General features: G+C 61.6%; 27 protein-coding genes. All 27 read left to right on the plus strand.

What is annotated here, in order from left to right:
• Nucleotides 1-2: 2 nt before the first annotated feature.
• On the plus strand, nucleotides 3-1,607 hold the full coding sequence (locus tag CRO18_RS08415) for a carboxyl transferase domain-containing protein (protein ID WP_097081791.1): 1,605 nt from the start codon (nucleotides 3-5) through the stop codon (nucleotides 1,605-1,607).
• Nucleotides 1,608-1,723: 116 nt separating this feature from the next.
• Entirely contained in the window at nucleotides 1,724-3,649 is a 1,926-nt protein-coding gene (locus CRO18_RS08420) for an acetyl/propionyl/methylcrotonyl-CoA carboxylase subunit alpha (protein WP_097081792.1), read from the plus strand.
• On the plus strand, nucleotides 3,646-4,293 hold the full coding sequence (locus CRO18_RS08425) for a glutathione S-transferase family protein (RefSeq protein ID WP_097081793.1): 648 nt from the start codon (nucleotides 3,646-3,648) through the stop codon (nucleotides 4,291-4,293). Before CRO18_RS08420 ends, CRO18_RS08425 begins: the two co-directional genes overlap by 4 nt.
• Nucleotides 4,286-5,146 carry a hydroxymethylglutaryl-CoA lyase gene (locus tag CRO18_RS08430; RefSeq protein ID WP_097081794.1) on the plus strand — a complete coding sequence of 287 codons (861 nt, stop codon included), beginning with the start codon at nucleotides 4,286-4,288 and terminating at the stop codon, nucleotides 5,144-5,146. Before CRO18_RS08425 ends, CRO18_RS08430 begins: the two co-directional genes overlap by 8 nt.
• Nucleotides 5,143-5,925, plus strand: a complete 783-nt coding sequence (locus CRO18_RS08435; RefSeq protein ID WP_097081795.1) for a crotonase/enoyl-CoA hydratase family protein — start codon at nucleotides 5,143-5,145, stop codon at nucleotides 5,923-5,925. The genes CRO18_RS08430 and CRO18_RS08435 overlap by 4 nt, the downstream gene beginning before the upstream one ends.
• A gap of 290 nt (nucleotides 5,926-6,215) precedes the next feature.
• Nucleotides 6,216-6,581, plus strand: a complete 366-nt coding sequence (locus CRO18_RS08440) for an NADH-quinone oxidoreductase subunit A (RefSeq protein WP_076485734.1) — start codon at nucleotides 6,216-6,218, stop codon at nucleotides 6,579-6,581.
• Complete coding sequence (locus CRO18_RS08445; RefSeq protein WP_076485612.1) at nucleotides 6,572-7,105, plus strand: NADH-quinone oxidoreductase subunit B family protein; 534 nt, start codon at nucleotides 6,572-6,574, stop codon at nucleotides 7,103-7,105. Before CRO18_RS08440 ends, CRO18_RS08445 begins: the two co-directional genes overlap by 10 nt.
• A gap of 12 nt (nucleotides 7,106-7,117) precedes the next feature.
• On the plus strand, nucleotides 7,118-7,717 hold the full coding sequence (locus CRO18_RS08450) for an NADH-quinone oxidoreductase subunit C (protein WP_097081796.1): 600 nt from the start codon (nucleotides 7,118-7,120) through the stop codon (nucleotides 7,715-7,717).
• Nucleotides 7,718-7,761: 44 nt separating this feature from the next.
• The gene (locus CRO18_RS08455; RefSeq protein WP_076485610.1) at nucleotides 7,762-9,003 is read left to right on the plus strand and encodes an NADH-quinone oxidoreductase subunit D; all 1,242 of its coding nucleotides are present in this window, start codon (nucleotides 7,762-7,764) and stop codon (nucleotides 9,001-9,003) included.
• Complete coding sequence (locus CRO18_RS08460; RefSeq protein WP_097081797.1) at nucleotides 9,003-10,268, plus strand: NADH-quinone oxidoreductase subunit E; 1,266 nt, start codon at nucleotides 9,003-9,005, stop codon at nucleotides 10,266-10,268. The genes CRO18_RS08455 and CRO18_RS08460 overlap by 1 nt, the downstream gene beginning before the upstream one ends.
• Nucleotides 10,269-10,373: 105 nt before the next feature.
• On the plus strand, nucleotides 10,374-11,012 hold the full coding sequence (locus CRO18_RS18795) for a hypothetical protein (RefSeq protein ID WP_170952606.1): 639 nt from the start codon (nucleotides 10,374-10,376) through the stop codon (nucleotides 11,010-11,012).
• 175 nt (nucleotides 11,013-11,187) lie between these two features.
• Nucleotides 11,188-12,483: an NADH-quinone oxidoreductase subunit NuoF gene (gene nuoF / locus CRO18_RS08470; protein ID WP_076485607.1), complete on the plus strand. Its 1,296-nt coding sequence runs from the start codon at nucleotides 11,188-11,190 to the stop codon at nucleotides 12,481-12,483.
• Nucleotides 12,484-12,486: 3 nt separating this feature from the next.
• Nucleotides 12,487-12,897, plus strand: a complete 411-nt coding sequence (locus CRO18_RS08475) for a hypothetical protein (RefSeq protein ID WP_097081798.1) — start codon at nucleotides 12,487-12,489, stop codon at nucleotides 12,895-12,897.
• On the plus strand, nucleotides 12,897-13,346 hold the full coding sequence (locus tag CRO18_RS08480) for a hypothetical protein (protein WP_097081799.1): 450 nt from the start codon (nucleotides 12,897-12,899) through the stop codon (nucleotides 13,344-13,346). Before CRO18_RS08475 ends, CRO18_RS08480 begins: the two co-directional genes overlap by 1 nt.
• Nucleotides 13,346-13,618, plus strand: coding sequence for a hypothetical protein (locus tag CRO18_RS08485; protein WP_076485603.1), 273 nt, complete (start codon nucleotides 13,346-13,348; stop codon nucleotides 13,616-13,618). The genes CRO18_RS08480 and CRO18_RS08485 overlap by 1 nt, the downstream gene beginning before the upstream one ends.
• 61 nt (nucleotides 13,619-13,679) lie before the next feature.
• Complete coding sequence (gene nuoG, locus CRO18_RS08490; RefSeq protein ID WP_097081800.1) at nucleotides 13,680-15,680, plus strand: NADH-quinone oxidoreductase subunit NuoG; 2,001 nt, start codon at nucleotides 13,680-13,682, stop codon at nucleotides 15,678-15,680.
• Nucleotides 15,681-15,683: 3 nt separating this feature from the next.
• A complete protein-coding gene (locus CRO18_RS08495) occupies nucleotides 15,684-16,079 on the plus strand; it encodes a hypothetical protein (protein ID WP_076485601.1) in 396 nt (131 codons plus the stop codon).
• Between the two features lie 32 nt (nucleotides 16,080-16,111).
• Nucleotides 16,112-17,149: an NADH-quinone oxidoreductase subunit NuoH gene (gene nuoH / locus CRO18_RS08500; protein ID WP_076485600.1), complete on the plus strand. Its 1,038-nt coding sequence runs from the start codon at nucleotides 16,112-16,114 to the stop codon at nucleotides 17,147-17,149.
• Between the two features lies 1 nt (nucleotide 17,150).
• Complete coding sequence (locus CRO18_RS08505) at nucleotides 17,151-17,414, plus strand: hypothetical protein (RefSeq protein ID WP_076485599.1); 264 nt, start codon at nucleotides 17,151-17,153, stop codon at nucleotides 17,412-17,414.
• Nucleotides 17,414-17,905 carry an NADH-quinone oxidoreductase subunit NuoI gene (nuoI, locus tag CRO18_RS08510; protein ID WP_076485598.1) on the plus strand — a complete coding sequence of 164 codons (492 nt, stop codon included), beginning with the start codon at nucleotides 17,414-17,416 and terminating at the stop codon, nucleotides 17,903-17,905. The genes CRO18_RS08505 and nuoI overlap by 1 nt, the downstream gene beginning before the upstream one ends.
• A complete protein-coding gene (locus tag CRO18_RS08515; protein WP_076485597.1) occupies nucleotides 17,902-18,312 on the plus strand; it encodes a carboxymuconolactone decarboxylase family protein in 411 nt (136 codons plus the stop codon). Before nuoI ends, CRO18_RS08515 begins: the two co-directional genes overlap by 4 nt.
• Nucleotides 18,309-18,917, plus strand: coding sequence for an NADH-quinone oxidoreductase subunit J (locus CRO18_RS08520; protein ID WP_097081801.1), 609 nt, complete (start codon nucleotides 18,309-18,311; stop codon nucleotides 18,915-18,917). Before CRO18_RS08515 ends, CRO18_RS08520 begins: the two co-directional genes overlap by 4 nt.
• 43 nt (nucleotides 18,918-18,960) lie before the next feature.
• Nucleotides 18,961-19,269 carry an NADH-quinone oxidoreductase subunit NuoK gene (gene nuoK, locus CRO18_RS08525; protein ID WP_076485595.1) on the plus strand — a complete coding sequence of 103 codons (309 nt, stop codon included), beginning with the start codon at nucleotides 18,961-18,963 and terminating at the stop codon, nucleotides 19,267-19,269.
• 3 nt (nucleotides 19,270-19,272) lie between these two features.
• Nucleotides 19,273-21,495 carry an NADH-quinone oxidoreductase subunit L gene (gene nuoL, locus CRO18_RS08530; RefSeq protein WP_097081802.1) on the plus strand — a complete coding sequence of 741 codons (2,223 nt, stop codon included), beginning with the start codon at nucleotides 19,273-19,275 and terminating at the stop codon, nucleotides 21,493-21,495.
• Nucleotides 21,495-23,027 (plus strand): NADH-quinone oxidoreductase subunit M, encoded by a 1,533-nt coding sequence (locus tag CRO18_RS08535; RefSeq protein ID WP_097081803.1) that lies wholly within the window; start codon nucleotides 21,495-21,497, stop codon nucleotides 23,025-23,027. The genes nuoL and CRO18_RS08535 overlap by 1 nt, the downstream gene beginning before the upstream one ends.
• A 12-nt stretch (nucleotides 23,028-23,039) precedes the next feature.
• Nucleotides 23,040-24,479, plus strand: a complete 1,440-nt coding sequence (gene nuoN, locus CRO18_RS08540; protein ID WP_097081804.1) for an NADH-quinone oxidoreductase subunit NuoN — start codon at nucleotides 23,040-23,042, stop codon at nucleotides 24,477-24,479.
• On the plus strand, nucleotides 24,469-25,224 hold the full coding sequence (locus CRO18_RS08545) for a biotin--[acetyl-CoA-carboxylase] ligase (RefSeq protein ID WP_097081805.1): 756 nt from the start codon (nucleotides 24,469-24,471) through the stop codon (nucleotides 25,222-25,224). Before nuoN ends, CRO18_RS08545 begins: the two co-directional genes overlap by 11 nt.
• Nucleotide 25,225 lies beyond the last annotated feature (1 nt).

Consider the following 25,225-nt stretch of genomic DNA (forward strand, 5'->3'; position numbering starts at 1 on the left):
GCATGAAGCTTGGCTCGTCTTATATGGCGGGGTCCGAGGCGGCGCAAAAGAACCGCGCCGCCCACCTCGAGATGCTCGCCGTCGCGCGAGAGGCGGCGGAATGGGCCGCCGCAGGGGGCGGGGCCGAGGCGACGGCGCGCCATGTTGCGCGCGGCAAGATGGCCCCGCGTGAACGGGTTGCGGCGCTGCTCGACCCCGGCAGCCCGTTTCTGGAGGTGGGCGCCACCGCCGCACATGGGCTTTATGAGGGTGCAGCCCCTTGCGCGGGGGTGATTGCGGGCATCGGGCAGGTGATGGGCCAAGAGGTGATGGTGGTCGCCAATGATGCCACCGTGAAGGGCGGCACCTATTACCCGATGACGGTGAAAAAACACCTGCGCGCGCAAGAGATTGCCGAGGAATGCGCGCTGCCCTGCCTCTATCTGGTTGATAGCGGTGGCGCGAACCTGCCCAACCAAGATGAGGTCTTTCCCGATCGCGATCACTTTGGCCGCATCTTCTACAATCAGGCGCGGATGTCGGCCAAAGGTATTGCGCAAATCGCTGTGGTGATGGGGTCTTGTACGGCGGGCGGGGCTTATGTGCCCGCCATGTCGGATGTGACGATCATCGTGCGCGACCAGGGCACGATCTTTCTGGCAGGTCCGCCCTTGGTGAAGGCGGCGACGGGCGAGGTGGTCACGGCCGAAGACCTTGGCGGCGGCGATGTGCATACGCGGCTTTCGGGCGTCGCGGATTACTTGGCCGAAGATGATGCCCATGCGCTGGCGCTCGCGCGGCGCGCGGTGGGCAACCTTAACCGCACCAAACCCGCAATGGTCGCATGGCAAAGCCCCGAAGAGCCCGCCTATGACCCCGAAGAGATTTTGGGCGTGGTGCCTGCCGATCTGCGCACCCCCTATGACATCCGCGAGGTCATTGCCCGCGTGGTGGATGGCTCGCGGTTTGACGAGTTCAAAGCCCGCTTTGGCGAAACCATCGTCACCGGCTTTGCCCATGTGATGGGTTGCCCGGTGGGGATCGTGGCCAATAATGGGGTGCTATTCTCGGAAGCCGCGCAAAAGGCCGCGCATTTCATCGAGCTGTGCTCCACCCGCTCTATCCCCCTCGTATTTTTGCAAAATATCACCGGCTTCATGGTCGGGCGCAAATATGAAAACGAGGGCATCGCGCGGCATGGGGCAAAAATGGTGACCGCCGTGGCCACCACCTCGGTGCCGAAAATCACCATGCTGGTGGGCGGGTCTTTTGGCGCAGGCAATTACGGTATGGCCGGGCGTGCCTATGGCCCGCGCTTTCTCTGGACATGGCCGAATTCGCGCATTTCGGTCATGGGCGGCGAGCAGGCGGCGGGCGTGCTGGCTACCGTGCGGCGCGATGGGATCGAGCGCAAGGGCGGCACGTGGTCGGCAGAAGATGAGGCCGAGTTTAAACGCCCGACGATCGAGATGTTCGAGCGCCAAAGCCATCCGCTTTATGCCTCTGCCCGGCTTTGGGATGATGGCATCATCGACCCGCGCAAAACCCGGCAGGTGCTGGCGCTGAGCCTTTCTGCAAGCCTGAATGCAGCGATAGAGCCAACGAAGTTCGGTCTGTTCCGAATGTAACGAATGCAACTTTCTGTCGGGTCTTTTGCGCAAGATGGAGTCAATTCCTTTCATCTTGCCACAAATATCCCGGCGGAGCGGGGGCAGAGCCCCCGTCATGGCCAAGGGAGAGCGCCATGTTTTCCAAGATCCTGATCGCAAACCGTGGCGAGATCGCTTGCCGGGTGATCGACACTGCCCGCCGCTTGGGCGTGGCGACGGTGGCGGTTTATTCCGAAGCCGATGCAGGCGCGCGCCATGTGGCACTGGCCGATGAGGCGGTGGCCATCGGTGGCCCGCGCCCGGCGGACAGCTACCTTCGGGGCGATGTGATCATTCAAGCCGCCCTGCAAACCGGTGCGCAGGCGATCCATCCGGGCTATGGGTTTCTGAGTGAAAACCCGGAGTTTGTCGAAGCGGTAGAAGCCGCAGGGCTGACCTTCATCGGCCCATCGGCCCAAGCGATCCGCGCGATGGGGCTCAAAGATGCCGCAAAGGCGCTGATGGCCAAGGCGGGCGTGCCCGTGGTGCCGGGCTATCACGGCGAAAACCAAGACCCCGAGCATTTGGCGGGGGCGGCAGAAGCCGTGGGGTACCCGGTGCTGATCAAGGCGGTGGCGGGCGGCGGCGGCAAGGGGATGCGCCGGGTCGAGCGGGCACAAGATTTCATGGAGGCCCTTCAAAGTGCGCAGGGAGAGGCGCAAACCGCCTTTGGAAACCCCGCCGTTCTCATTGAAAAATATATCGAAATGCCGCGCCATATCGAGGTTCAGGTGTTTGGCGATGGCACCCAGGCGGTGCATCTTTTTGAACGCGATTGCTCGCTTCAACGCCGCCATCAAAAGGTGATCGAAGAGGCGCCTGCACCGGGCATGACCGAGGAAATGCGCGCCGCGATGGGGCAGGCCGCCGTGCGTGCCGCTGAGGCGATTGGCTACAGCGGCGCAGGCACGGTCGAATTTATCGTCGATGGGGCCGAGGGGCTGCGCCCGGATCGGTTTTGGTTCATGGAAATGAACACCCGCCTGCAGGTTGAACATCCGGTGACCGAGGCGATCACCGGCATAGATCTGGTGGAATGGCAATTGCGGGTGGCCAGTGGCGAGCCGTTGCCAGCGCGCCAAGAAGATATTCAAATTCAAGGCCATGCTTTTGAAGCGCGGCTTTATGCCGAGGATGTGCCCGCCGGGTTTTTGCCCGCCACGGGGCAGTTGGCGCATCTTGCCTTTGCGCCGGGGGTGCGGGTGGAAACGGGCGTGCGGCCGGGCGATGTGACCAGCCCGTGGTATGACCCGATGATTGCCAAAATCGTCACCCATGCGCCCAGCCGTGCGGCGGCGCTCAACCGTTTGGCGGTCGCGCTTGAGGCGACCGAAGTGGCTGGAACTACGACCAATCTTGCCTTTTTGGCCCGGCTTGCGCGGCATCCCGGCTTTGGTGCGGGGCAGGTGGACACCGGTTTGATTGGGCGCGAGATCGCGGCGCTTTCTGCGCCTGCCGAGGTGCCCCCGCATGCGCGAGCCTTGGCGGTGATTGCGGCAGCGGGGTTGCACGAAATGCCCACCTCTGGCTTCACTCTTTGGGCGCCGCTGCGCCGCGCGGTGGCCTTTGAAGACCCCGCCTTTGTGCAGGTCACCGGGCCGAACCGGATCACCGTAGAGGTTGGCGGCGGCAGTTATGATTGCGCGCTGCACCCCGATGGCTGGTGGGTGGGGGGCGTTAAAACCAAGGCGCGGTTCCATGTGGCGCCTGATGCAGTGACCGTGTTTATGCAAGGCGCGCATGTATTCGCGCGGCCCGATCCGCTGGATCGCCAGGCGCATGGTCCGGCCTCTGATCTGACATTGGCGCCGATGCCGGGATTGGTGAAGGCGGTCTTCGTGGCGCCGGGGCAAAGGGTGGAACCGGGCGACCGCTTGGCGGTGCTGGAAGCGATGAAAATGGAGCATACGCTCTGCGCCGCGCGGGCGGGCGAGGTTGCACAAGTGCTGGTTTCGCCCGGCGCGCAGGTGGAGGCAGGCGCGCCCCTTATTCAACTGGCCGAAGAGGAGGCAGCGGCATGACCATCTTGCATCACGTGCCCGGATCGCGCTCGCATCGGGTGCTTTGGCTTTTAGAAGAACTGGGGGAACCGGTCGATTTGCGCCTTTGGTCCTTGACCGGGGCCGATCTGCGCAGCCCCGAATTTCGCGCGCTTTCCCCCGCGGGGCGCATTCCGGCGCTTGAGATTGATGGGCAGGTGATCTTCGAATCCGGGGCCATCGTGCAATACCTGACCGAGAGCCGTGGGCGCTTTGCACCCGCGCCCGGCACAGCGGAGCGGCTGGCCTATCTCGAATGGCTGAACTTCGCCGAAACGCAAGCCAACATCCTGCAAGCGCTCAACATTCACCACATCTTTTTGCGCCCGGAGGCGGCGCGCTCTGTGCCGTTGATGAAGCTTGATACCAAACGCCTTGCCGTCACCATGCAAGCCCTCGAAACACATCTGACGGGGCGCGAGTGGCTCTTGTCTGAGTTTTCGGCCGCCGATTGCATGTTTGGCTTCAATATCGATGCGATGTTTCGCTTCGTGCCGCGCGACGGTTTCCCAGCGCTAGGCGCTTGGGTGGCGCGGGCGCAGGCGCGGCCCGCCTATCAGCGCGCGGTCGAAAAGGGCGGGGCGAGCCTTTACGCGCAAGACTTTTACGAGTTGCCCGATGCGTGAGCGTGTTGAAATCGTCGAAATGGCGCCGCGCGACGGGTTGCAAAATGAAAAGCGGCTGATCGCGACGGCGGATAAGATCGCGCTCGTCGATGCGCTTTCCCAAGTGGGGTTTGAGCGGATCGAGGTGGCGTCTTTTGTCAGCCCCAAATGGGTGCCGCAAATGGCCGATGGGGCAGAGGTTCTGGGGGGCATTACCCGTGTGCCGGGGGTGCGCTACAGCGCGCTGACACCCAATATGAAAGGGCTGGAAGGTGCGATGGCCGCGCGGGTCGATGGCGTTGCGGTGTTTGCCTCAGCCTCCGAGGGGTTCTCGCAGGCCAACCTGAATTGTTCGATTGCGGAAAGTTTGGAACGGTTTCGCCCGGTGGTGGAGGCCGCAAAGGCTGCAAATCTGCCAGTTCGCGGCTATGTCTCTATGGTGACCGATTGCCCCTTTGATGGGCCGACGCCGCCCGCAAAAGTCGCACGGGTTGTGGCGCATTTGCGGGTGATGGGCTGCAGTGAGGTCAGCCTTGGCGATACCGTGGGCCAAGCGCGCCCCGAAAGTATCACCGGGATGCTGGAGGCGGTGCTGCAAGAGATGGAGCCTTCACAATTGGCCGGGCATTTCCATGACACGGCGGGCCGCGCATTGGAAAATATCGCGGCGAGTTTGGCGCTGGGCCTGCGTGTCTTTGATGCGGCGGCGGGCGGTTTGGGGGGCTGCCCCTATGCGCCGGGGGCCGCGGGCAATGTCGCCACCGAAGCGGTGGCCGATCATCTGGCGCGGCTTGGCTTTGACACCGGGCTTGACCGCGAAAAGCTCGCCCAAGCCGCCGCGCTTGCGCGCGCGATCAAGGGAGGAAAAGCATGACCGAAACGATCCGGCTGGAACGCGATGCGCGCGGCGTGGTCACCCTGTGGCTTACCCGCATGCAAAAGCACAATGCGCTTGATGCGCAGATGATTTCGGAAATCACGCAAGTGATCCGCCATTTGGGCCATGATGCGAGCGTGCGCGTGGTGGTGCTGGCGGCAGAGGGCAAAAGCTTTTGCGCGGGCGGCGATCTGCGCTGGATGCAGGCCAATATGACCGCGAGCCCCGAAGAACGCGGCGCTTCCGCCCGCGCTTTGGCGGAAATGCTTGAGGCGGTGGACATCTGCCCCAAGCCGGTGATTGGGCGCGTGCATGGCAATGCCTTTGGCGGCGGCGTGGGGATGATTTCGGTGTGCGATGTCGCGGTCGGGGTGCAGGGCGCACGCTTTGGGCTGACCGAAACCAAGCTCGGCCTGACGCCAGCAACGATCTCGCCTTACGTTGTGGCGCGGATGGGCGCCGCAAAGGCGCGGCGGGTTTTTATGTCGTCACGGCTTTTTGAGGCAGAGGAGGCGGTAGCGCTTAATCTGCTCGCCAAAGTGGTGCCTGAAGCGGATCTGGATGCCGCCGTAGAGGCCGAAGTGGTGCCCTATTTGGCCTGTGCGCCCGGCGCGGTGGCCGAGGCAAAAGCGCTTATTCGGATGCTTGGGGGGCGGTCCGACTCATCTCAGCAAGACGCGACCATCGCCGCACTGGTCAAAAGGTGGGAAGATGAGGAAGCAAAAGCCGGAATCGCCGCCTTTTTTGCCAAGGAACCGCCGCCATGGGCACTATGACCTTGTGAAGTGACGGAATCACAATACACTTTCACCAAGACGCTGATTCTCGACCTTTTCCTGCCTTTTGCGGGGGTGAGACTTGATGCCGCATTGCAGAATTCAGATGCTGCGGTTGCGACGGGCGCAAAAAACAGTGTGCATCGGTATACAAATTGTGCTTTACCCCCCGAAACTGGGCTGCGCTCGGTTGACCGGCATGGGGGGGAAGGCTATTCCTCGCATCAATCGGAAGCCGCACAAGCTGTGGCGGTACGCGACAAGGAGGGGGTCATATGCCAGAGGTGTTGATGCAAGGAATGTTGCGGGAATACCTGCCAATCCTCGTGCTTCTTGCAATGGCGATCGCATTGGGTCTGGTTTTGATCCTTGCAGCCGCAGTGATTGCCGTGCGCAACCCTGACCCGGAAAAGGTCTCGGCCTATGAATGCGGCTTCAATGCGTTTGACGACGCGCGCATGAAATTCGACGTGCGGTTCTACCTTGTGTCGATCCTGTTCATCATCTTCGATCTGGAAGTGGCCTTCTTGTTCCCTTGGGCGGTATCGTTCGGGGAAATTTCGATGACGGCCTTTTGGTCCATGATGGTGTTCTTGGGCGTGTTGACCGTCGGCTTTGCCTATGAATGGAAGAAGGGGGCGTTGGAATGGGCGTGATGACCGGGCCGAACACGGCCGCCGCCGATATGGATGTGGCGGCAGCCGCGCTCAACCGCGACCTGCAAGATAAGGGCTTCTTGCTCACCACCGCCGAAGACATCATCAACTGGGCGCGCAACGGCTCGCTGCACTGGATGACCTTTGGTCTGGCCTGCTGCGCGGTGGAAATGATGCATACCGCGATGCCGCGCTATGACGTGGAACGTTACGGCTTCGCGCCGCGCGCCTCGCCGCGCCAATCGGATGTGATGATCGTTGCGGGCACGCTGACCAACAAAATGGCCCCGGCTCTGCGCAAGGTTTACGACCAGATGCCCGAGCCGCGCTACGTGATCTCGATGGGGTCCTGCGCGAATGGCGGCGGGTATTACCACTACAGCTATTCGGTGGTGCGTGGCTGCGACCGCATCGTTCCGGTGGATATCTACGTTCCCGGTTGCCCGCCCTCGGCAGAGGCGCTGATGTATGGTATCTTGCAATTGCAGCGCAAGATCCGCCGCACCGGCACGCTGGTGCGCTGAGGAGGGCAGAGGATGAGCGAACTGCTGCAAGAACTGGCTGCGCATATCGAATTGAAGCGCGCCGATGATGTTGTCTCGACCAAGGTCGAGTTTGGCGAACTGACTGTCACCGTCACGCCGGCGGGGATTTTGCGCTTTATCGAATTTCTGCGCGATGATCCGACCTGCAAGTTTTCGACGTTGATTGACATCACTGCGGTGGACTGGCCCGAGCGTCAGGCCCGGTTTGAGGTGGTGTGGCACTTCCTGTCGATGTGGCGCAACCAGCGCATCCGCGTGAAGGCGAGCGTGCGCGAAGACGAGATGTGCCCCTCGATCGTCGATGCTTTCCCGGTGGCCAACTGGTATGAGCGCGAAATCTTCGACATGTTCGGCGTGATGTTCTCGGGCCACCCCGATCTGCGCCGCTTGCTGACGGATTATGGCTTCCGCGGCCATCCGCTGCGCAAAGACTTCCCGACCACGGGCTATGTTGAGCTGCGCTATGATGAAGTGCTCAAACGTGTGGTCTATGAGCCGGTCAAGCTGACGCAAGAATACCGGCAATTCGATTTCCTGAGCCCCTGGGAAGGCGCGCATTATGTGCTTCCCGGTGACGAGAAACAGGGCTGAGCCGTGGCGAAGGCCCTGGCGGTGACGGAAGAAAGGTGAGGAGCATGGACGGCGACATCCGGCAGAATACCTATGACGACGGTTCGCACGATGTGCTGACTGGCGAGCAGAGCATTCGCAACTTCAACATCAACTTCGGCCCGCAGCACCCTGCAGCGCACGGCGTGCTGCGGATGGTGCTGGAGCTTGATGGCGAGATCGTCGAACGGGCGGACCCGCATATCGGGCTTTTGCATCGCGGCACTGAAAAGCTGATGGAAAGCCGCACCTATCTGCAAAACACGCCCTATTTCGACCGGCTCGACTATGTGGCGCCGATGAACCAAGAACATGCTTGGTGCTTGGCGATTGAGCGGCTGACGGGCACCGTGGTGCCGCGTCGCGCCTCGCTCATCCGCGTGCTGTTTTCGGAAATTGGCCGCGTTTTGAACCATCTTCTCAACGTCACCACGCAAGCGATGGACGTTGGCGCGCTGACGCCGCCGGTCTGGGGCTTTGAGGAACGCGAGAAGCTGATGATCTTCTACGAGCGGGCCTGTGGGGCGCGTCTGCACGCAAACTACTTCCGCCCCGGTGGCGTGCACCAAGATCTGCCGCCCGCGTTGATTGATGACATCGAGCAATGGGCGCATGAATTCCCGCAAAAGCTTGATGATATCGAAGGGTTGTTGACCGAGAACCGGATCTTCAAGCAGCGCAACGCCGATATCTGCATCATCACCGAAAAAGAGATCACCCAATGGGGCTATTCGGGTGTGATGGTGCGCGGTTCGGGGCTGGCATGGGATTTGCGTCGTTCGCAACCCTATGAATGCTATGATGAATTCGACTTCAAAGTAGCCGTCGGCAAAAACGGCGACTGCTACGACCGCTATCTTGTCCGCATGGCCGAGATGCGCGAGTCGACCAAGATAATCTTGCAAGCCGTTGAGAAACTGCGCGCGCCGGAAGGGCAGGGCGATATCCTCGCCCGTGGGAAAATGACGCCGCCGAAACGCGGCGACATGAAAACCTCGATGGAATCGCTGATCCACCACTTCAAGCTTTACACCGAGGGCTTCAAAGTGCCTGCGGGTGAGGTTTACGCCGCCGTTGAGGCGCCGAAGGGCGAATTTGGCGTCTATCTGGTGGCCGATGGCACCAACAAGCCCTACCGGGCGAAGATCCGGGCACCGGGCTATGCCCATCTTCACTCGATGGATGCCGTGGCCAAGGGCCACCAACTGGCCGACGTTTCGGCCATCATCGGCACGATGGATATCGTGTTCGGGGAGGTCGACCGCTAATGCTGCGCCGCTTGCATCATGAACAACCCGAAAGCTTTGCTTTCACGCCCGCGAACTTGGCTTGGGCCGAAGCGCAGATGACGAAATATCCCGAGGGTCGGCAGGCCTCGGCGATCATTCCGCTGCTGTTCCGCGCGCAAGAGCAAGAAGGCTGGCTGTCGAAACCGGCGATTGAATATGTCGCCGATATGCTGGGCCTGCCCTATATCCGCGCGCTGGAAGTGGCGACTTTCTACTTCATGTTCCAACTGCAACCCGTTGGTTCGGTGGCGCATATCCAGATTTGTGGCACGACCTCGTGCATGATCTGCGGTGCCGAAGACCTGATGGCGGTGTGCAAAAGCAAGATTGCCGCGCATCCGTTTGAACTGTCGGAAGATGGCAAGTTCTCGTGGGAAGAGGTCGAGTGCCTTGGCGCTTGCGCGAACGCACCGATGGCGCAAATCGGCAAGGATTACTACGAAGATCTGACCGAAGAGAGCCTTGCTGGGCTTCTTGATGCGCTGGCCAAAGGGGAAACCCCGCGCGCGGGCTCGCAAACCGGGCGCTTCTCCTCGGAACCGGCGGGCGGTTTGACCGCTTGCATGGAAACCGCAGGCGAGAAAGAGGCGACGAACGGCTCCGTGACGCGTGCACTGTCGATTGGCGATGGCGTGAAGCGGATTGATGGCACCGAAGTGCCGCTGTCCGCGCCGTGGCAAGCCGGTGGTCAGCTTGGCCCCATTGGCATGATGACCGCGCGCCCGAAAACGGCGGCGCAGCAGGCCGAAGAAAAGGCGAAAGCTGAAGCGGCGCCCGCCCCGAAGGCAGCGGCCCCCGCGCAGAAAGCGGAGCCTGAGCCGGTGGTGCATGTGGCCAAGGAAGAGGCGCCGAAACCGGCCGCCCCCAAGGCCGAAGAGCCGAAGGTGGAACCGACCCCGGAACCCGCCCCCGCCAAGGCGAAAAAAGGCCCGGTGGTGCTGGAAGTGGATGCCGGTGAAGGTGTGCAGCCGCAAGGGCTCGATGCGCCGCGCGGCGACAAAGCCGATGATCTGAAAACGATCGAAGGCATTGGCCCGGTGCTGGAAGCTTTGTGCAATGACCTTGGCATCTATCATTTCGATCAGATCGCCAAATGGGGCGCCGATGAGATTGCTTGGATGGACAGCAACCTCAAAGGCTTCAAGGGCCGTGTGACCCGCGACGAATGGGTGGCCCAAGCCAAAATCATTACAGAGGAAGGCGTTGCGCGCTTCCTCGAACGCGCCAAGACCAACGATTACTAAGACGGAAGACTGAACTGACGAAAGACTTGGAAGACTAAATCAAACCACAAGAGCGGGGGCGAGACGTCCGCCCCAGCGCTCAGGAAGAGGGAAAGGAAAGGCAAAATGTCGATGAACGACGCTGAATGCCAAACTAATGCCCGGAAATTTGGGGGTGTCGTCGGTGCCATTATTTTTGTGGCGCTGTGGCAACTCGGCTCCAACTCGGTCGGCGCCGCCTTCGTGGCTGGCGTGGCCTCTGCGCTGATTGTTGCGCGCACCACCTGCTTCATCATGGGCTGCTTGCCCAAGAAAACCGAAATGACCCCGGACGAGGTGGCCGCCCTGCGCCGCTCGACCCCGGCGCCTGTTGCTGCCGCTGCCACGGCCCCGAAACCCGCCGCGCCCGCGAAACCGGCGGCGCCCGCCCCGAAACCTGCGCCTGTGGCTGAAAAGCTGGCTCCGGCGCCGAAGCCCGCTCCGAACCCGGAAGCCGTGCCGGCCCCGATGGCCAAGGTCGCGCCCGCGCCCGAGCCTGCAAAACCGGCGCCGCAACCCGCACCCGCGCCGAATCCTGCGCCCGCAGCGGTGAAACCGGCAGCGCCCGCGGCTCAACCGGCACCGAAGCCCGCGCCTGCGGTGGCCGCAAAGCCCGCTCCGGCGCAACCCGCCAAGCCGGTTGAACCGGTTGGTGCGACGCCCGCGCCTGCGCCGAAATCGCCCCCGGCGGGTGGCGGTGCCAAGCGCAAGGGCCGCAAACGCTGACGCGCCAAGCTGCAGCGTAAGATAGCGCCGCTTGCGCCCCTCGGGGCGTGGCGGCACCCCGGGCAGGCGCCCGGTTCCGATCGGGCTTCGGCCCGGAACGGAGAGAGACATTCGCATCGGGCAACCGGTGCGGCGATGGCCGGACCCCGGCCGCGCGTTAATCGAGGGAACAGACATGCTGAAAGATCAGGACCGGATCTTCACCAACATCTACGGGATGCACGACCGCTCCTTGAAGGGCGCGATGGCGCGTGGGCACTGGGATGGCACGGCGGCGATTTTGGCCAATGGTCGGGACTGGATCATCGAGCAGGTCAAGGCCTCGGGGCTGCGTGGCCGCGGCGGTGCGGGCTTCCCCACCGGGTTGAAGTGGTCCTTCATGCCCAAGCAATCGGATGGCCGCCCGGCCTATCTGGTGATCAACGCCGACGAATCCGAGCCCGGCACCTGCAAAGACCGTGAGGTCATGCGCCACGATCCGCATACGCTGATTGAAGGCGCGCTGATTGCGGGTTTCGCGATGGGGGCTTGTGCGGCTTACATCTACATTCGTGGCGAATATGTGCGCGAGAAAGAAGCGCTCCAAGCCGCGATTGACGAATGCTATGACGCTGGGCTGATCGGCAAAAACGCCTGCAAATCGGGCTATGACTTTAACGTCTATCTGGCGCATGGGGCCGGGGCCTATATCTGCGGCGAAGAAACGGCCCTTTTGGAAAGCCTTGAGGGCAAGAAGGGCATGCCGCGGATGAAACCGCCGTTCCCGGCGGGTTCGGGCCTTTATGGCTGCCCGACCACGGTGAACAACGTGGAATCCATCGCCGTTGTGCCGACGATCCTGCGCCGCGGCGCGGATTGGTACGCTTCGTTTGGCCGCCCCAACAACACCGGCGTCAAACTCTTTGCCATGTCGGGCCATGTGAACACGCCCTGCGTGATCGAAGAAAGCATGTCGATCTCGATGAAAGAACTGATCGAGAAACACGGCGGCGGCGTGCGTGGTGGCTGGTCGAACCTGAAAGCGGTCATTCCCGGCGGCGCGTCTTGCCCGGTGATCCCGGCGCATCTGTGTGAAGATGCGATCATGGATTACGACGGGATGCGCGAGCTGCAATCGAGCTTTGGCACGGCTTGCCTGATCGTCATGGATCAGCAGACTGACATCATCAAAGCGATCTGGCGGCTGTCGAAATTCTTCAAACACGAAAGCTGCGGCCAGTGCACGCCCTGCCGCGAAGGCACCTCATGGATGATGCGGGTGATGGATCGTTTGGTGCGCGGCGAGGCCGAGATCGAAGAGATCGACATGCTCTTTGACGTGACCAAACAGGTGGAAGGCCACACGATCTGTGCGCTTGGCGATGCGGCGGCTTGGCCGATCCAAGGCCTGATCCGGCATTACCGTGAAGAGATCGAAGACCGGATCAAAGCACGCAAAACGGGCCGTATGGGCGCGATGGCGGCGGAGTAAGCGATGCAGTTCGGGGTCGGCATCACAGCAGGGATCGGGGGTGCGGCTTTGGCCGCTGCGCTCGCATGCCCCGCTTTGGCCGGTGCCGATCTGCGCGAGGGCGAATATTTCTTTGCCAACGGCCAATCTTACGTGGTGGCCGCGCAGCAAGAAGAAGACCAGGTTGAGGTGGTTGAGCGCTCCTCCAACGGTTTGTTTGCGGGGCCGGTGACGGTCTTTGTAACCCGCGGCAATGGCGGCTTTTTCACCGAAGCCGACCGGGCCGAGGCATTGGCCGTGGCGAAGCTTTATTGCGCGCGCTACGGACTTGGCATCTCGGATACACCCGAAGAGATCGTGATGAAGCGCGCCACCGCGCATGACAATCCGGCCTTTGGCATGGTGGGTCTGTGCACTTGGGAAGGGGGGAATTGATGCGTTTTCCTTCTGCCCTGATGGCTCCCGTGCTGGTTGCCGCGCTCGCCACCCCGGCGCTCGCGGAGTACCACCCGCAAAGCGAGGGCGCGCGCGGCCATGAACCCGCGCTCAACCGTCATATCCGTATGAAGGAAGGCGCGACCGGCGCGCAGGTGCAGTATTTCAACAATATCATCACTGGCGGGATGGAGTGCCCAGAAGGCTCCACCAATGATGAAGGCTGCATCTACTGGGACGGTTGGCGCAACGTGTTTGAAGTGACGCTGGAAGGCGTGACCGAAACCGATGAGACCGAGCTGAAACTGGGCGTGATTTCCGCCATCGGCGCGGCCTGTCCCGGTGCCGAGGGTTTCTTGGCCGATGCCGCGCATGTGCAGGTGTTTGACGGGCATTTCTACACGCTGGAAGCCAATTGCCCGAAGATCGACGCAAAGGGGGGCAACTGATGCGCGCCTTGGCTTTGACCTTGCCGCTTGCCGCCTGCGCGCTGCCCGTCGGGCCCGATAGCATCGGGCCGTTGGCGGCGGTTGAGGGCTATACCGGGGCGATTATGGCGGACCATGCTTTGGTGGTCAGCCGCACCGCTCAGCCCTTTGGCTATGACGAAGGGGCCGAGGCGAAACGCGCTGCGAATGCGCTTTGCCGCGGTGCCGTGGCCTCTGGGCCCGAAGATAATTTCAGGGAGGGTCAATGGATCTTCCCGAGGGGCTGCGCATGAGCACCCAAAACGCCATTCACCGCGCGGCCCGCCGCGCCCAAGCCAAGTGACGGACGAGACCATGTCGAACACGCGCAAGATCATCATCGACGGTATCGAGGTCGAGGTCGATCCCAGCCTGACGATCATTCAGGCCTGTGAGCAAGCGGGCATTGAGGTGCCGCGTTTTTGCTACCACGAACGGCTGTCGATCGCGGGCAACTGCCGGATGTGCCTTGTCGAAGTGGTGGGCGGCCCGCCCAAGCCCACGGCCTCTTGTGCGATGCAGATCAAAGACCTGCGTCCCGGCCCCGATGGCGCGCCGAGCGTGATCAAGACCAATTCGCCGATGGTGAAAAAGGCCCGCGAAGGGGTGATGGAGTTCTTGCTCATCAACCACCCGCTCGATTGCCCGATTTGCGACCAAGGCGGCGAATGCGATTTGCAAGACCAAGCCGTGGCTTATGGCGCCGATTTCTCGCGCTACCGCGAGCCGAAGCGCGCGTCGGAAGACCTCAATCTTGGGCCGCTTGTGTCCACCTGCATGACGCGCTGCATCTCCTGCACCCGTTGCGTGCGCTTCACCACCGAGGTGGCAGGGATCACGCAAATGGGCCAAACCGGGCGCGGCAATGACAGCGAGATCACCAGCTATCTGAACTGCACGCTCGACAGCAACTTGCAGGGCAACATCATTGACCTGTGCCCGGTGGGCGCGCTGACCTCGAAACCCTATGCCTTCACCGCGCGGCCTTGGGAACTGACCAAGACCGAAAGCATTGATGTGATGGACGCGCTTGGCTCCAACATCCGAATTGATGCCAAAGGCCGCGAAGTGAAGCGGATCGTGCCGCGCAACCATGATGGCGTGAACGAGGAATGGCTGTCGGATAAAGGCCGTTTCATTTGGGACGGTCTGCGCCGCCAGCGTTTGGACACGCCTTACATCCGTGAAAACGGCAAGCTGCGCAAAGCGAGCTGGGGCGAGGCGCTCGCCGCCGCCGCCAGTGCGATGAAAGGCAAAAAGGTTCTGGGGCTGGTGGGCGATCTGGTCTCCACCGAAGCCGCGTTCAGCCTGAAAACCCTGATCGAAAGCCTTGGGGGCAAGGTCGAATGCCGCACCGATGGCGCGCGTCTGCCGGTCGGCAACCGCTCGGCCTATGTGGGCAATGTGGCGATTGAAGACCTTGATGACGCCGAAGAGATCATCTTGATCGGCACCGATCCGCGCGTCGAAGCGCCGGTGCTCAATGCCCGCATCCGCAAGGCTTGGGCGAAGGGCGCGCGGGTTCGCGTGATCGGCCCCGCCGTTGATCTGACCTACGATTACGAACACGTCGGCACCGATCGCGCCGCGCTGGCGGGCCTGAAAGCTGCGCCGGGGGCGATTGTGATTGTGGGGCAAGGCGCTGTGTCGGAAGCCGATGGCGAGGCGGTGATCGCCAATGCGATGGCGCTGTCGGGCAAAATGCTGATGCTGCACACCGCAGCGAGCCGAGTGGGCGCGCTGGATGTGGGCGCGGTGACCGAAGGCGGGCTTCTCGCCGCGCTCGAAGGTGGCGTTGAGGTCATTTACAACATGGGCGCCGATGAGGTGGAAATCACCCCGGCCTCCGAAGGTGGCCCCTTCGTGATCTACCAAGGCAGCCACGGGGACCGGGGCGCTTCGCGCGCTGATGTGATTTTGCCGGGCGCGGCTTACACCGAAGAGCACGGGCTGTTTGTGAACACCGAAGGCCGCCCGCAGCTCGCCTTCCGCGCGACCTTCGCGCCGGGCGAAGCGAAAGAGAACTGGGCGATCTTGCGGGCGCTTTCCGCCGAACTCGGCGCGAAACAGCCGTGGGACAGCCTTGCCGGCCTGCGCCGCGCGATGCTTGAGGCGGTGCCGCATCTGGGCCAAGTGGATCAGGTGATTGCCAATGATTGGACCCTGCTGGAGCGGCGCGACATGGGCAAGGCGAGCTTCCGGCTCGCTTTGGGCGATTACTACTTCACCAACCCGATCGCGCGCGCCTCTGTGGTGATGGCCGAATGTTCGGCGCTTGCCAAATCGCGTGGCACCGAAGCGGTGGCGGCGGAGTAAAGCATGAGCCGTTCGCCCCTGATCCTCGCGGCACTGCTTCCCGGCCTTCTGGCCGGGCTGAGCGCCTGCGCGGCCACGGGGGAGGGCGCGACAATCACCTATGAGGGGGTCGAGACGCGTTTGCTCGACAACGACCTTGTGGGGTTTGAGGTGGCGCTTTCGGGCACCACCAACCGGGCAAAGGCCACCGCCTATGCCACCTGTGCCGCCGCGCAATATGCGCAAATCCGCGGCTATGGGTTCGCGCGCCATGTGCGCACGACGGTGCAAAAGCGCGGCAACGGCCTAAGCGCCGACGCCGTATACCTAATTTCGGACGCAATCCCGCGGGGGCTGCGCACGATCGACGCGGAAGTGACGCTCGCCGATTGCGTTGAGCGCGGCATTCCGACGGTTTGAAACGATGAAAGCAAGACGGGCTGAGGGACAACATGGCTGAGTTTTTCGCAACACCGCTGGGCACGGCCTTGTTGATGGTCTTGCAGGGGCTGGGGATCATCGCCTTCGTGATGATTGGCCTTCTTTTCCTTGTCTGGGGCGACCGGAAGATTTGGGCCGCCGTGCAGATGCGTCGGGGGCCGAACGTGGTGGGGGCCTTTGGCCTTCTGCAATCGGTGGCGGACGCCGCGAAATATGTGTTCAAGGAAATCGTCGTGCCCGCAGGCTCGGACAAGGCGGTTTACTTCCTTGCGCCGATGCTCAGCCTTGTGCTGGCGATGGTCGCTTGGGTGGTGATCCCGTTCAACGAAGGCTGGGTGATGGCGGATATCAACGTCGCCGTGCTTTTCGTCTTCGCCGCTTCCTCGCTTGAGGTTTATGGCGTGATCATGGGCGGTTGGGCTTCGAACTCGAAATACCCGTTCTTGGGCTCCCTGCGCTCCGCCGCACAGATGATCTCTTATGAGGTCTCGATGGGCCTGATCATCATCGGGGTGATCTTGTCCACGGGCTCGATGAACCTTTCGGCCATTGTTGAAGCGCAACGCGGCTCGTTTGGGTTCCTGAACTGGTATTGGCTGCCGCATCTGCCGATGGTGTTCTTGTTCTTCATCTCGGCTTTGGCAGAAACCAACCGCCCGCCGTTTGACCTTCCCGAAGCGGAATCCGAACTCGTTGCGGGCTTCATGGTTGAATATTCCTCGACCCCCTATCTGCTCTTCATGGCGGGCGAATATATCGCTGTTTGGCTGATGTGCGCGCTCACCTCGATCCTGTTCTTCGGGGGTTGGCTCTCGCCCATTCCGGGCATCCCGGATGGCGCGCTGTGGATGTTCATCAAGATGGTGCTGGTGTTCTTCGCCTTCGCCATGGTGAAGGCCATCGTGCCGCGCTACCGCTACGACCAACTGATGCGGATCGGTTGGAAAGTGTTCTTGCCGCTCTCGCTCGGCTGGGTCGTGATCGTGGCCTTCTTGGCGAAGTTTGAAGTGTTGGGTGGTCTGTGGGCCCGTTGGGCGATTGGAGGCTGATATGGAAGACAATCGCGTAACCCTGAGCCTGAAGCTCGACGACCGCGAGGTCCGGCTCGTTCCCGTGATCATCGAAGGCTACCAGCTTGAGATTGATGGCAAAAATGTAACCTCCTTTCTGTCGCATGATCCGCCGCTGATGCGGGCTGTGGCCGCGCTTGAAGCGCGTGGCGATTTCGGCGTGGGGGATTTGGAGACCGCCTCTGAACGGGGCAAATGGAAAGTGTCCGGCAACGGCCAGACCGAACCGGCGGAGAACGACTGATGGCTTTCGATTACGTTCGCGCAGCGAAATATTTCGTCCTGTGGGACTTCATCAAAGGCTTTGGGCTGGGTCTGCGGTATTTCGTTGGGCCGAAGCCGACGCTGAACTATCCGCATGAAAAGGGCCCGCTGTCGCCGCGTTTTCGCGGTGAGCACGCGCTGCGCCGCTACCCCAATGGCGAAGAACGCTGCATTGCCTGCAAGCTGTGCGAAGCGATCTGCCCGGCGCAGGCAATCACCATCGACGCCGAGCCGCGCGATGATGGAAGCCGTCGCACCACGCGCTACGACATCGACATGACCAAATGCATCTTCTGCGGCTACTGCCAAGAAGCCTGCCCGGTAGATGCGATCGTCGAAGGGCCGAACTTTGAATATGCCACCGAGACGCGCGAAGAGCTGTTCTACACCAAGGAAAAACTCCTTGAGAATGGCGCGCGCTGGGAGGCCGAGATCGCCCGTAACATCGAATTGGATGCGCCTTACAGATGACCACGGAGTTTCAGAAGCTTCTCGCGGCGATGATGGAGCAGGGGACCGAGATGGCCCGCCTGTTCAACCCCGCGTTGGAAAGCTTCAACCCCAAGGCCTTTGAGAAGATGTTCCCGACCATGCCAGCAGACATGCTGGAAATGTGGTTTGGCAAGACCTTCAACCGCGATGGGCTGGATGCCCGGACCCGGCTGCTGGTTACGCTGGCGGGGCAGGTGACGCTGGGCGCGCAGGCAGAGGCGGCCTTGCGGCTCACCATCCGCCACGCGCTTGAGGCCGGGGCAACCGAGCGGGAGATCGCCGAGGTGATCTTTCAGATGAGCATGTTCGGCGGCGTGCCCGCCATGACCAAGGCGCTGGAACTGGCGCGCGAGGTCTTCGACGAGAAATCGGGAGAAAACACATGACGGTGTTCGTATTCGCCTTCTACCTCTTTGCCGTGGTGGCAGTGGTGGCCGGGCTCATGGTGGTTCTCTCGAAGAACCCGGTGCACTCGGTGCTCTGGCTGATTTTGACCTTCCTCACGGCGGCGGGGCTGTTCGTGCTGATGGGGGCGGAATTCGTCGCCATGCTGCTGATCATCGTCTATGTCGGCGCGGTCGCGGTGCTATTCCTCTTCGTGGTGATGATGCTCGATGTCGATTTCGCCGCGCTGCGGGGCCAGATGGCGCGCTACGCGCCGATTGGTGGGCTGATCGCGGTCGTGATGCTCGCCGAACTCGCCACCGGCTTCATGGCCTGGCAATCGGCTGAAGGTGCGGCGGCGCTCCATGCCCTGCCGATGTCGGCTGAGGTCGAAAACAGCCGCGCGCTGGGGCTGATCCTTTACGACAAATACCTCTACCTCTTCCAAGGCGCGGGTCTGGTGCTGTTGGTGGCGATGATCGGGGCCATCTTGCTGACGCTGCGCCACCGCACCGATGTGAAACGGCAAAATGTGATTGCCCAGATGCACCGCGACCCGGCGAAGGCGCTGGAAATGATCGACGTCAAACCGGGGCAGGGGCTGTGAGACAAGAAAAAGCGAAAACGGGGTCGGGCCCGGAGGGAAAGCGATGACGATCGGACTTGAACATTACCTTGCTGTGGCGGCGATCTTGTTCGTCACCGGCATTTTCGGGATCTTCGTGAACCGCAAGAACGTGATCGTCATCCTGATGTCGATCGAACTGATGCTGCTCGCGGTGAATATCAACATGGTCGCCTTCTCCACCCATATGGGCGACCTTGTGGGACAGGTTTTCACCATGTTCGTGCTGACAGTGGCAGCGGCTGAAGCGGCCATCGGTCTGGCGATCCTCGTCGTGTTCTTCCGCAACCGCGGCTCGATCGCGGTGGACGATGTCAACGTGATGAAGGGGTAAGCCATGACGACGATCATCCTTCTGGCGCCTCTATTGGGCGCGATCATCGGCGGCTTCGGCTGGCGTTACATTGGCGAGAAGGGCGCGATGGTGCTGACCACCGGCCTTCTGTTCCTGTCCTTCCTGCTGAGCTGGGTTGTGTTCCTGACGCTTGATGGCGACACGCAGCACATCCACCTTCTGAACTGGATCCAGTCGGGCACGCTCGACACCGCTTGGTCGATCCGGCTCGACCGTCTGACCGCGATCATGCTGATTGTGGTCACCACGGTCTCGGCCTTCGTGCACCTGTATTCGTTTGGCTACATGGCGCATGACGACAACTGGACCCATCACGAAAGCTACAAGGCGCGCTTCTTCGCCTATCTTTCGTTCTTCACCTTCGCCATGCTGATGCTGGTCACCGCCGATAACCTCGTGCAGATGTTCTTTGGCTGGGAAGGCGTGGGCGTTGCCTCTTATTTGCTGATCGGCTTCTACTACAAGAAACCCTCGGCCAACGCGGCGGCGATCAAAGCTTTCGTGGTCAACCGGGTCGGTGACTTTGGCTTTTCGCTGGGCATCTTCGCGCTCTTCTTCTTGGCGGGCTCGATCAAGATGGACGATGTCTTCGCCTATGCGCCGACGCTCGCCGATACCCAGCTTCATTTCCTGTGGACCGAGTGGAACGCGGCCAACCTGATTGCGGTGCTGTTGTTCATCGGTGCAATGGGTAAATCGGCGCAGCTTTTCCTGCACACTTGGCTTCCCGACGCGATGGAAGGCCCGACGCCGGTTTCCGCCCTCATCCACGCCGCCACCATGGTGACCGCGGGTGTGTTCTTGGTCTGCCGGATGTCGCCGCTCTTTGAATATGCGCCCGAAGCGAAGATGTTCGTGGTCTATATTGGTGCTGCGACGGCGTTCTTTGCCGCCACCGTGGGCCTTGTGCAAAACGACATCAAGCGCGTGATCGCCTATTCGACCTGTTCGCAGCTGGGCTATATGTTCGTGGCCGCGGGCGTGGGCGTTTACTCTGCGGCGATGTTCCACCTGCTGACGCACGCCTTCTTCAAAGCGATGCTCTTCCTTGGCGCGGGCTCGGTGATCCATGCGATGCACCACGAGCAAGACATGCGCAACTATGGCGCGCTGCGGAAGAAAATCCCCTTCACCTTCTGGATCATGATGATCGGCACCTTCGCCATCACCGGCGTGGGTATCCCCTTCGTGACGCTGTTTGGCATTCCGGTCGGCTTTGCGGGCTATCTGTCGAAAGATGCGATCATCGAAAGCGCTTTTGCCTCGGGCAGCGGTTTTGCCTTCTGGTCGCTGGTGATCGCGGCAGGTATGACCTCGTTCTACTCGTGGCGCCTGATCTTCATGACCTTCTTCGGCAAGGAACGTGGCGATCATCATGCGCATGACCACGCGCATGAAAGCCCGCGCGTGATGTTGATCCCGCTCGGTGCGCTGGCGGTTGGCGCGGTGCTTTCGGGCATGGTGTTCTACCCCTCGTTCTTTGGCGATCGGGTGAACAGCTTCTTCAACCTGCCGGAAACGGCGGCGGCGCATGGCACCGAACATGGCGACGCACATGCCACCGAAGCGGTGGAACATGCTGCCGTGGATCATGACGAGGCGATGGAAAACCACGAAGCCGCGATGGCGGGCACGATGGCGGATGACGCTCATGGCGCTGGCCACGAGGCGGAGGCGGTGCAAATCGCGGAAGCCGATCACGGTGTGGTGGAAAATGCCGAGGCCGGGCATGACGCGGTTGTTGCCGTCGCCCCGCAAGGCGCGATCTTCATGGCGGAAACCAACCACGTTCTGCATGAAGCCCACCTTGTGCCGGCTTGGGTGAAAATCTCGCCCTTCATCGCGATGATCACCGGCTTTGTGCTGGCGTGGGTGTACTACATCGCCGTGCCGCGTCTGCCGGCGATGACCGCGAATGCGATGCCTTGGGCGCATCGGTTCTTGCTCAACAAATGGTACTTCGACGAGCTTTACGACATGATCTTCGTGAACCCCGCCAAGGCGCTTGGCCGGATGCTGTGGAAGGGCGGTGACGGTGCCGTCATCGACGGGGCGATCAATGGCCTTGCTTTGGGCTGGATCCCCTTCTTCACCCGTGTCGCTGCACGCCTGCAATCGGGCTATCTCTTCCACTACGCCTTCGCCATGGTGATTGGCATCGTCGGCCTCATGTTCTGGGTCATGCAGGTCGGGGGGACGAACTGATGAACAACCTCCTTTCCATCATCACCTTCATGCCGCTGGCGGCGGCGGCGATCCTTGCGGTCGTCTCGCGCTCGGGCACGGAGGCGGCGGACCGCAATGCCAAATGGCTGGCGCTCACCGCCACCACGGTGACCTTTCTGGTGTCGCTCTTTTTGCTGGCGGGCTTTGACCGCCACGATACGGCGATGCAATTCGTGGAAGACCGCGAATGGATCATGGGTCTGCGCTACAAATTGGGCGTCGATGGGATCTCGATCCTGTTTGTGCTGCTGACCACCTTCTTGATGCCGCTCACCATTGCCAGCGCTTGGCATGTGAAAAGCCGCGTCAAGGAATACATGATCGCCTTCTTGGTGCTTGAAACGCTGATGATCGGCGTCTTCGTGGCGCTGGATCTTGTGCTCTTTTACCTGTTCTTTGAAGCGGGCCTCATTCCGATGTTCCTGATCATCGGCATCTGGGGGGGCAAAGATCGCATCTATGCCAGCTTTAAGTTCTTCCTCTACACCTTCCTTGGCTCGGTGCTGATGCTGGTGGCGATGGTTGCGATGTATATGATGGCGGGCACCACCGACATCGTGCAGCTGATGGCCTTCGACTTCCCGCACCAAGACCTGCCCTATCTGCGCTATGTGCTGCCGGGCGGGGTGCAAACGCTCTTGTTCCTTGCGTTCTTCGCCTCTTTCGCGGTGAAAATGCCGATGTGGCCGGTGCACACTTGGTTGCCCGATGCCCACGTGCAGGCCCCCACCGCAGGTTCGGTCGTGCTGGCGGCGGTGCTGTTGAAAATGGGCGGTTACGGCTTCTTGCGCTTTAGCTTGCCGATGTTCCCGGTGGGCTCGGAAGCGATGACCGGCTTTGTCTTCACGCTTTCGGCCATTGCGATTGTTTACACCTCGCTGGTGGCGCTGGCGCAGGCCGATATGAAGAAGCTGATCGCTTATTCCTCGGTCGCGCACATGGGCTATGTGACGATGGGGATTTTTGCCGCGAACCAACAAGGGATTGATGGCGCGATCTTCCAGATGCTGAGCCACGGCTTCATCTCGGGCGCGCTCTTCCTTTGCGTTGGCGTCATTTATGACCGGATGCATACCCGCGAGATCGAGGCCTATGGCGGCCTTGTGAACCGGATGCCCGCTTACGCGCTGATCTTCATGTTCTTCACCATGGCGAACGTTGGCCTTCCGGGCACGTCGGGCTTCATTGGCGAGTTCCTGACCTTGGTCGGTATCTTCCAAGTCAACACTTGGGTGGCGGCCGTGGCGACCTCGGGCGTGATCTTGTCGGCGGCCTATGCGCTGTGGCTCTACCGCCGCGTCGTCTTTGGCGAACTGGTCAAAGAAAGCCTGAAAACGATCACAGATATGACCACCCGCGAAAAAGCGATCTTCGCGCCGCTTGTCGCCATGACGCTGATCTTGGGCATCTATCCGAGCCTCGTGACCGGGCTGATCGGGCCTTCGGTGGAAAGCCTTGTGACCACCTATCATGCCGACATCGCCGCTGCGGCGATGGTTGCGGGCAACTGAGGAGAAACACCGATGACGTCTTCTGATTTCTCCATTGTTCTGCCCGAGTTCTTGCTTGCGGCCTTTGCAATGGCCGCGCTGCTTGGCGGGGTTTGGACGGGCAAAGATAAGGTTGCCAAGCCGATCTTGTGGATCTCCACCGCGGTCATGCTGATCTTGGGCCTGACCATCGCCGTCGCGGGCGGCGGGGCGGACAGCGCCTTTGGTGGGCTGTTCATCTCCGATGGCTTTGCGCGCTTTGCCAAGGTGATCATTCTGGTCTCGGCGGCTGCCGTCTTGGCCATGAGCGCCGATTACCTCGACCGTCGCGGCTTGCTGCGGTTTGAGTTCCCGGTGCTGATCGTGCTTGCGGTAACCGGCATGATGATGATGGTTTCGGCCAATGATCTGATGTCGCTTTACATCGGGCTCGAACTCCAATCGCTCGCGCTTTATGTGGTCGCCGCGCTGCGCCGCGACTCCGCGCGCTCCTCGGAAGCGGGTCTGAAGTATTTCGTGCTCGGCTCGCTCTCCTCGGGTCTGCTGCTTTACGGGGCCTCGCTGGTTTATGGTTTCGCGGGCACGACCTCGTTTGCGGGCATCATCACCGTGGTCGAACAAGGGCATCTGCCGATTGGCCTGCTGTTCGGTCTGGTGTTCTTGCTGGCCGGGCTTGCCTTCAAAGTCTCCGCCGTGCCGTTCCACATGTGGACGCCCGATGTTTACGAAGGCTCGCCCACCCCGGTGACCGCTTTCTTCGCGACCGCGCCGAAACTGGCCGCGATGGCGCTGATTGCGCGGGTTGTGCATGACGCCTTTGGCCAAGTGCCGGGTGAATGGGGCCAAGTGCTGGCCGCGCTCGCGCTCGCCTCAATGTATCTGGGCTCGATTGCCGGTATTGGGCAAACCAACATCAAGCGCCTGATGGCCTATTCCTCCATCGCGCATATGGGCTTTGCGCTCATGGGCTTGATGGCGGGCACTGTGGCGGGTGTGGAAGCGATGCTGCTTTACATGACGATTTACATCGTGATGAACATCGGCACCTTTGCTTTCATCTTGTCGATGGAGCGGGATGGCGCCCCGGTGACCGATATTGCCGCGCTCAACCTGCTGTCCAAATCTGAACCGCTAAAAGCGGCGGCGCTGATGGTGCTGATGTTCAGCTTGGCCGGTGTGCCGCCGATGCTGGGCTTCTGGGCCAAGTTTTCGGTGCTGAAAGCGGCTGTGGATGCGGGCTTTGTTTGGGTGGCCGTGGGCGCGGTGATCGCCTCGGTGATCGGTGCCTTCTACTACCTGCGCATCGTCTACTACATGTATTTCGGCACCGAGACAGATCCGCTCGACCGCCGCATGCCGTTCGTGCAACTGGCAATGCTGGTTTGTGCGGCGCTGATCATGGTGGTGGGCTCGATCTCGATGTTCGGGCTTGAGGGTGCGGCCACGGCGGCGGCAGTGTCTCTTGTCAACTGAGCCTGATTGGCCCGAGGGGGTGGCGCGCCACGTCCTTGGGCAAACCGACAGCACAATGTCTGAAGCTTCCCGACTGGCTCCGCATCTTGCGGGGCCAGCTTGGGTTTTTGCGCATCGTCAAACGGCGGGGCGGGGGCGGCGCGGGCGCGGCTGGCTCGCGCCTGAAGGCAATTTTGCCGCCACTTGCGTGTTTCGCCCGGCGGTGAGCCCCCCCATTGCCGCGCTCTATTCCTTTGTGGCGGCCCTTGCGCTGTATGACGCGCTGGCCGAGCTCGCGCCGGGGGCGGATTTGGCGATCAAATGGCCCAATGATGTGCTTCTGAGCGGCGCGAAGGTCGCCGGGATCTTGCTCGAAAGCGTCTCCTCTGGCGCTTCGGTCAGCCATTTGGCGATTGGCATTGGCGTGAACCTTGCCGCCGCGCCACCTGTGGAAGCATTGGAGGAAGGGGCGCTTCGCCCCGTCTCGCTGCGCGGTGAAACTGGGCAGGTGATCGCGCCGCTCGATTTCCTCTTCCCGCTTGCGCGCGCTTTCGCGCGCCATGCCGCGACCTTTGAACGCGACGGATTTGCCCCCATTCGGGCTGCATGGCTTGCCCGCGCCGCGCGGATCGGGCAAAGGGTGACCGCCCGCACCGGAACCGAAACCCGCACGGGCCTATTTGAAACGATCGACGAGACCGGCGCGCTGATCTTGAACACCGGAGAGACGCGCCTGCCGATCGCGGCGGCGGATATCTTCTTTTAAG

The sequence above is a fragment of the Rhodobacter sp. JA431 genome (assembly GCF_900217725.1).
GTDB classification, from domain to species: Bacteria; Pseudomonadota; Alphaproteobacteria; order Rhodobacterales; family Rhodobacteraceae; genus Rhodobacter; species Rhodobacter aestuarii.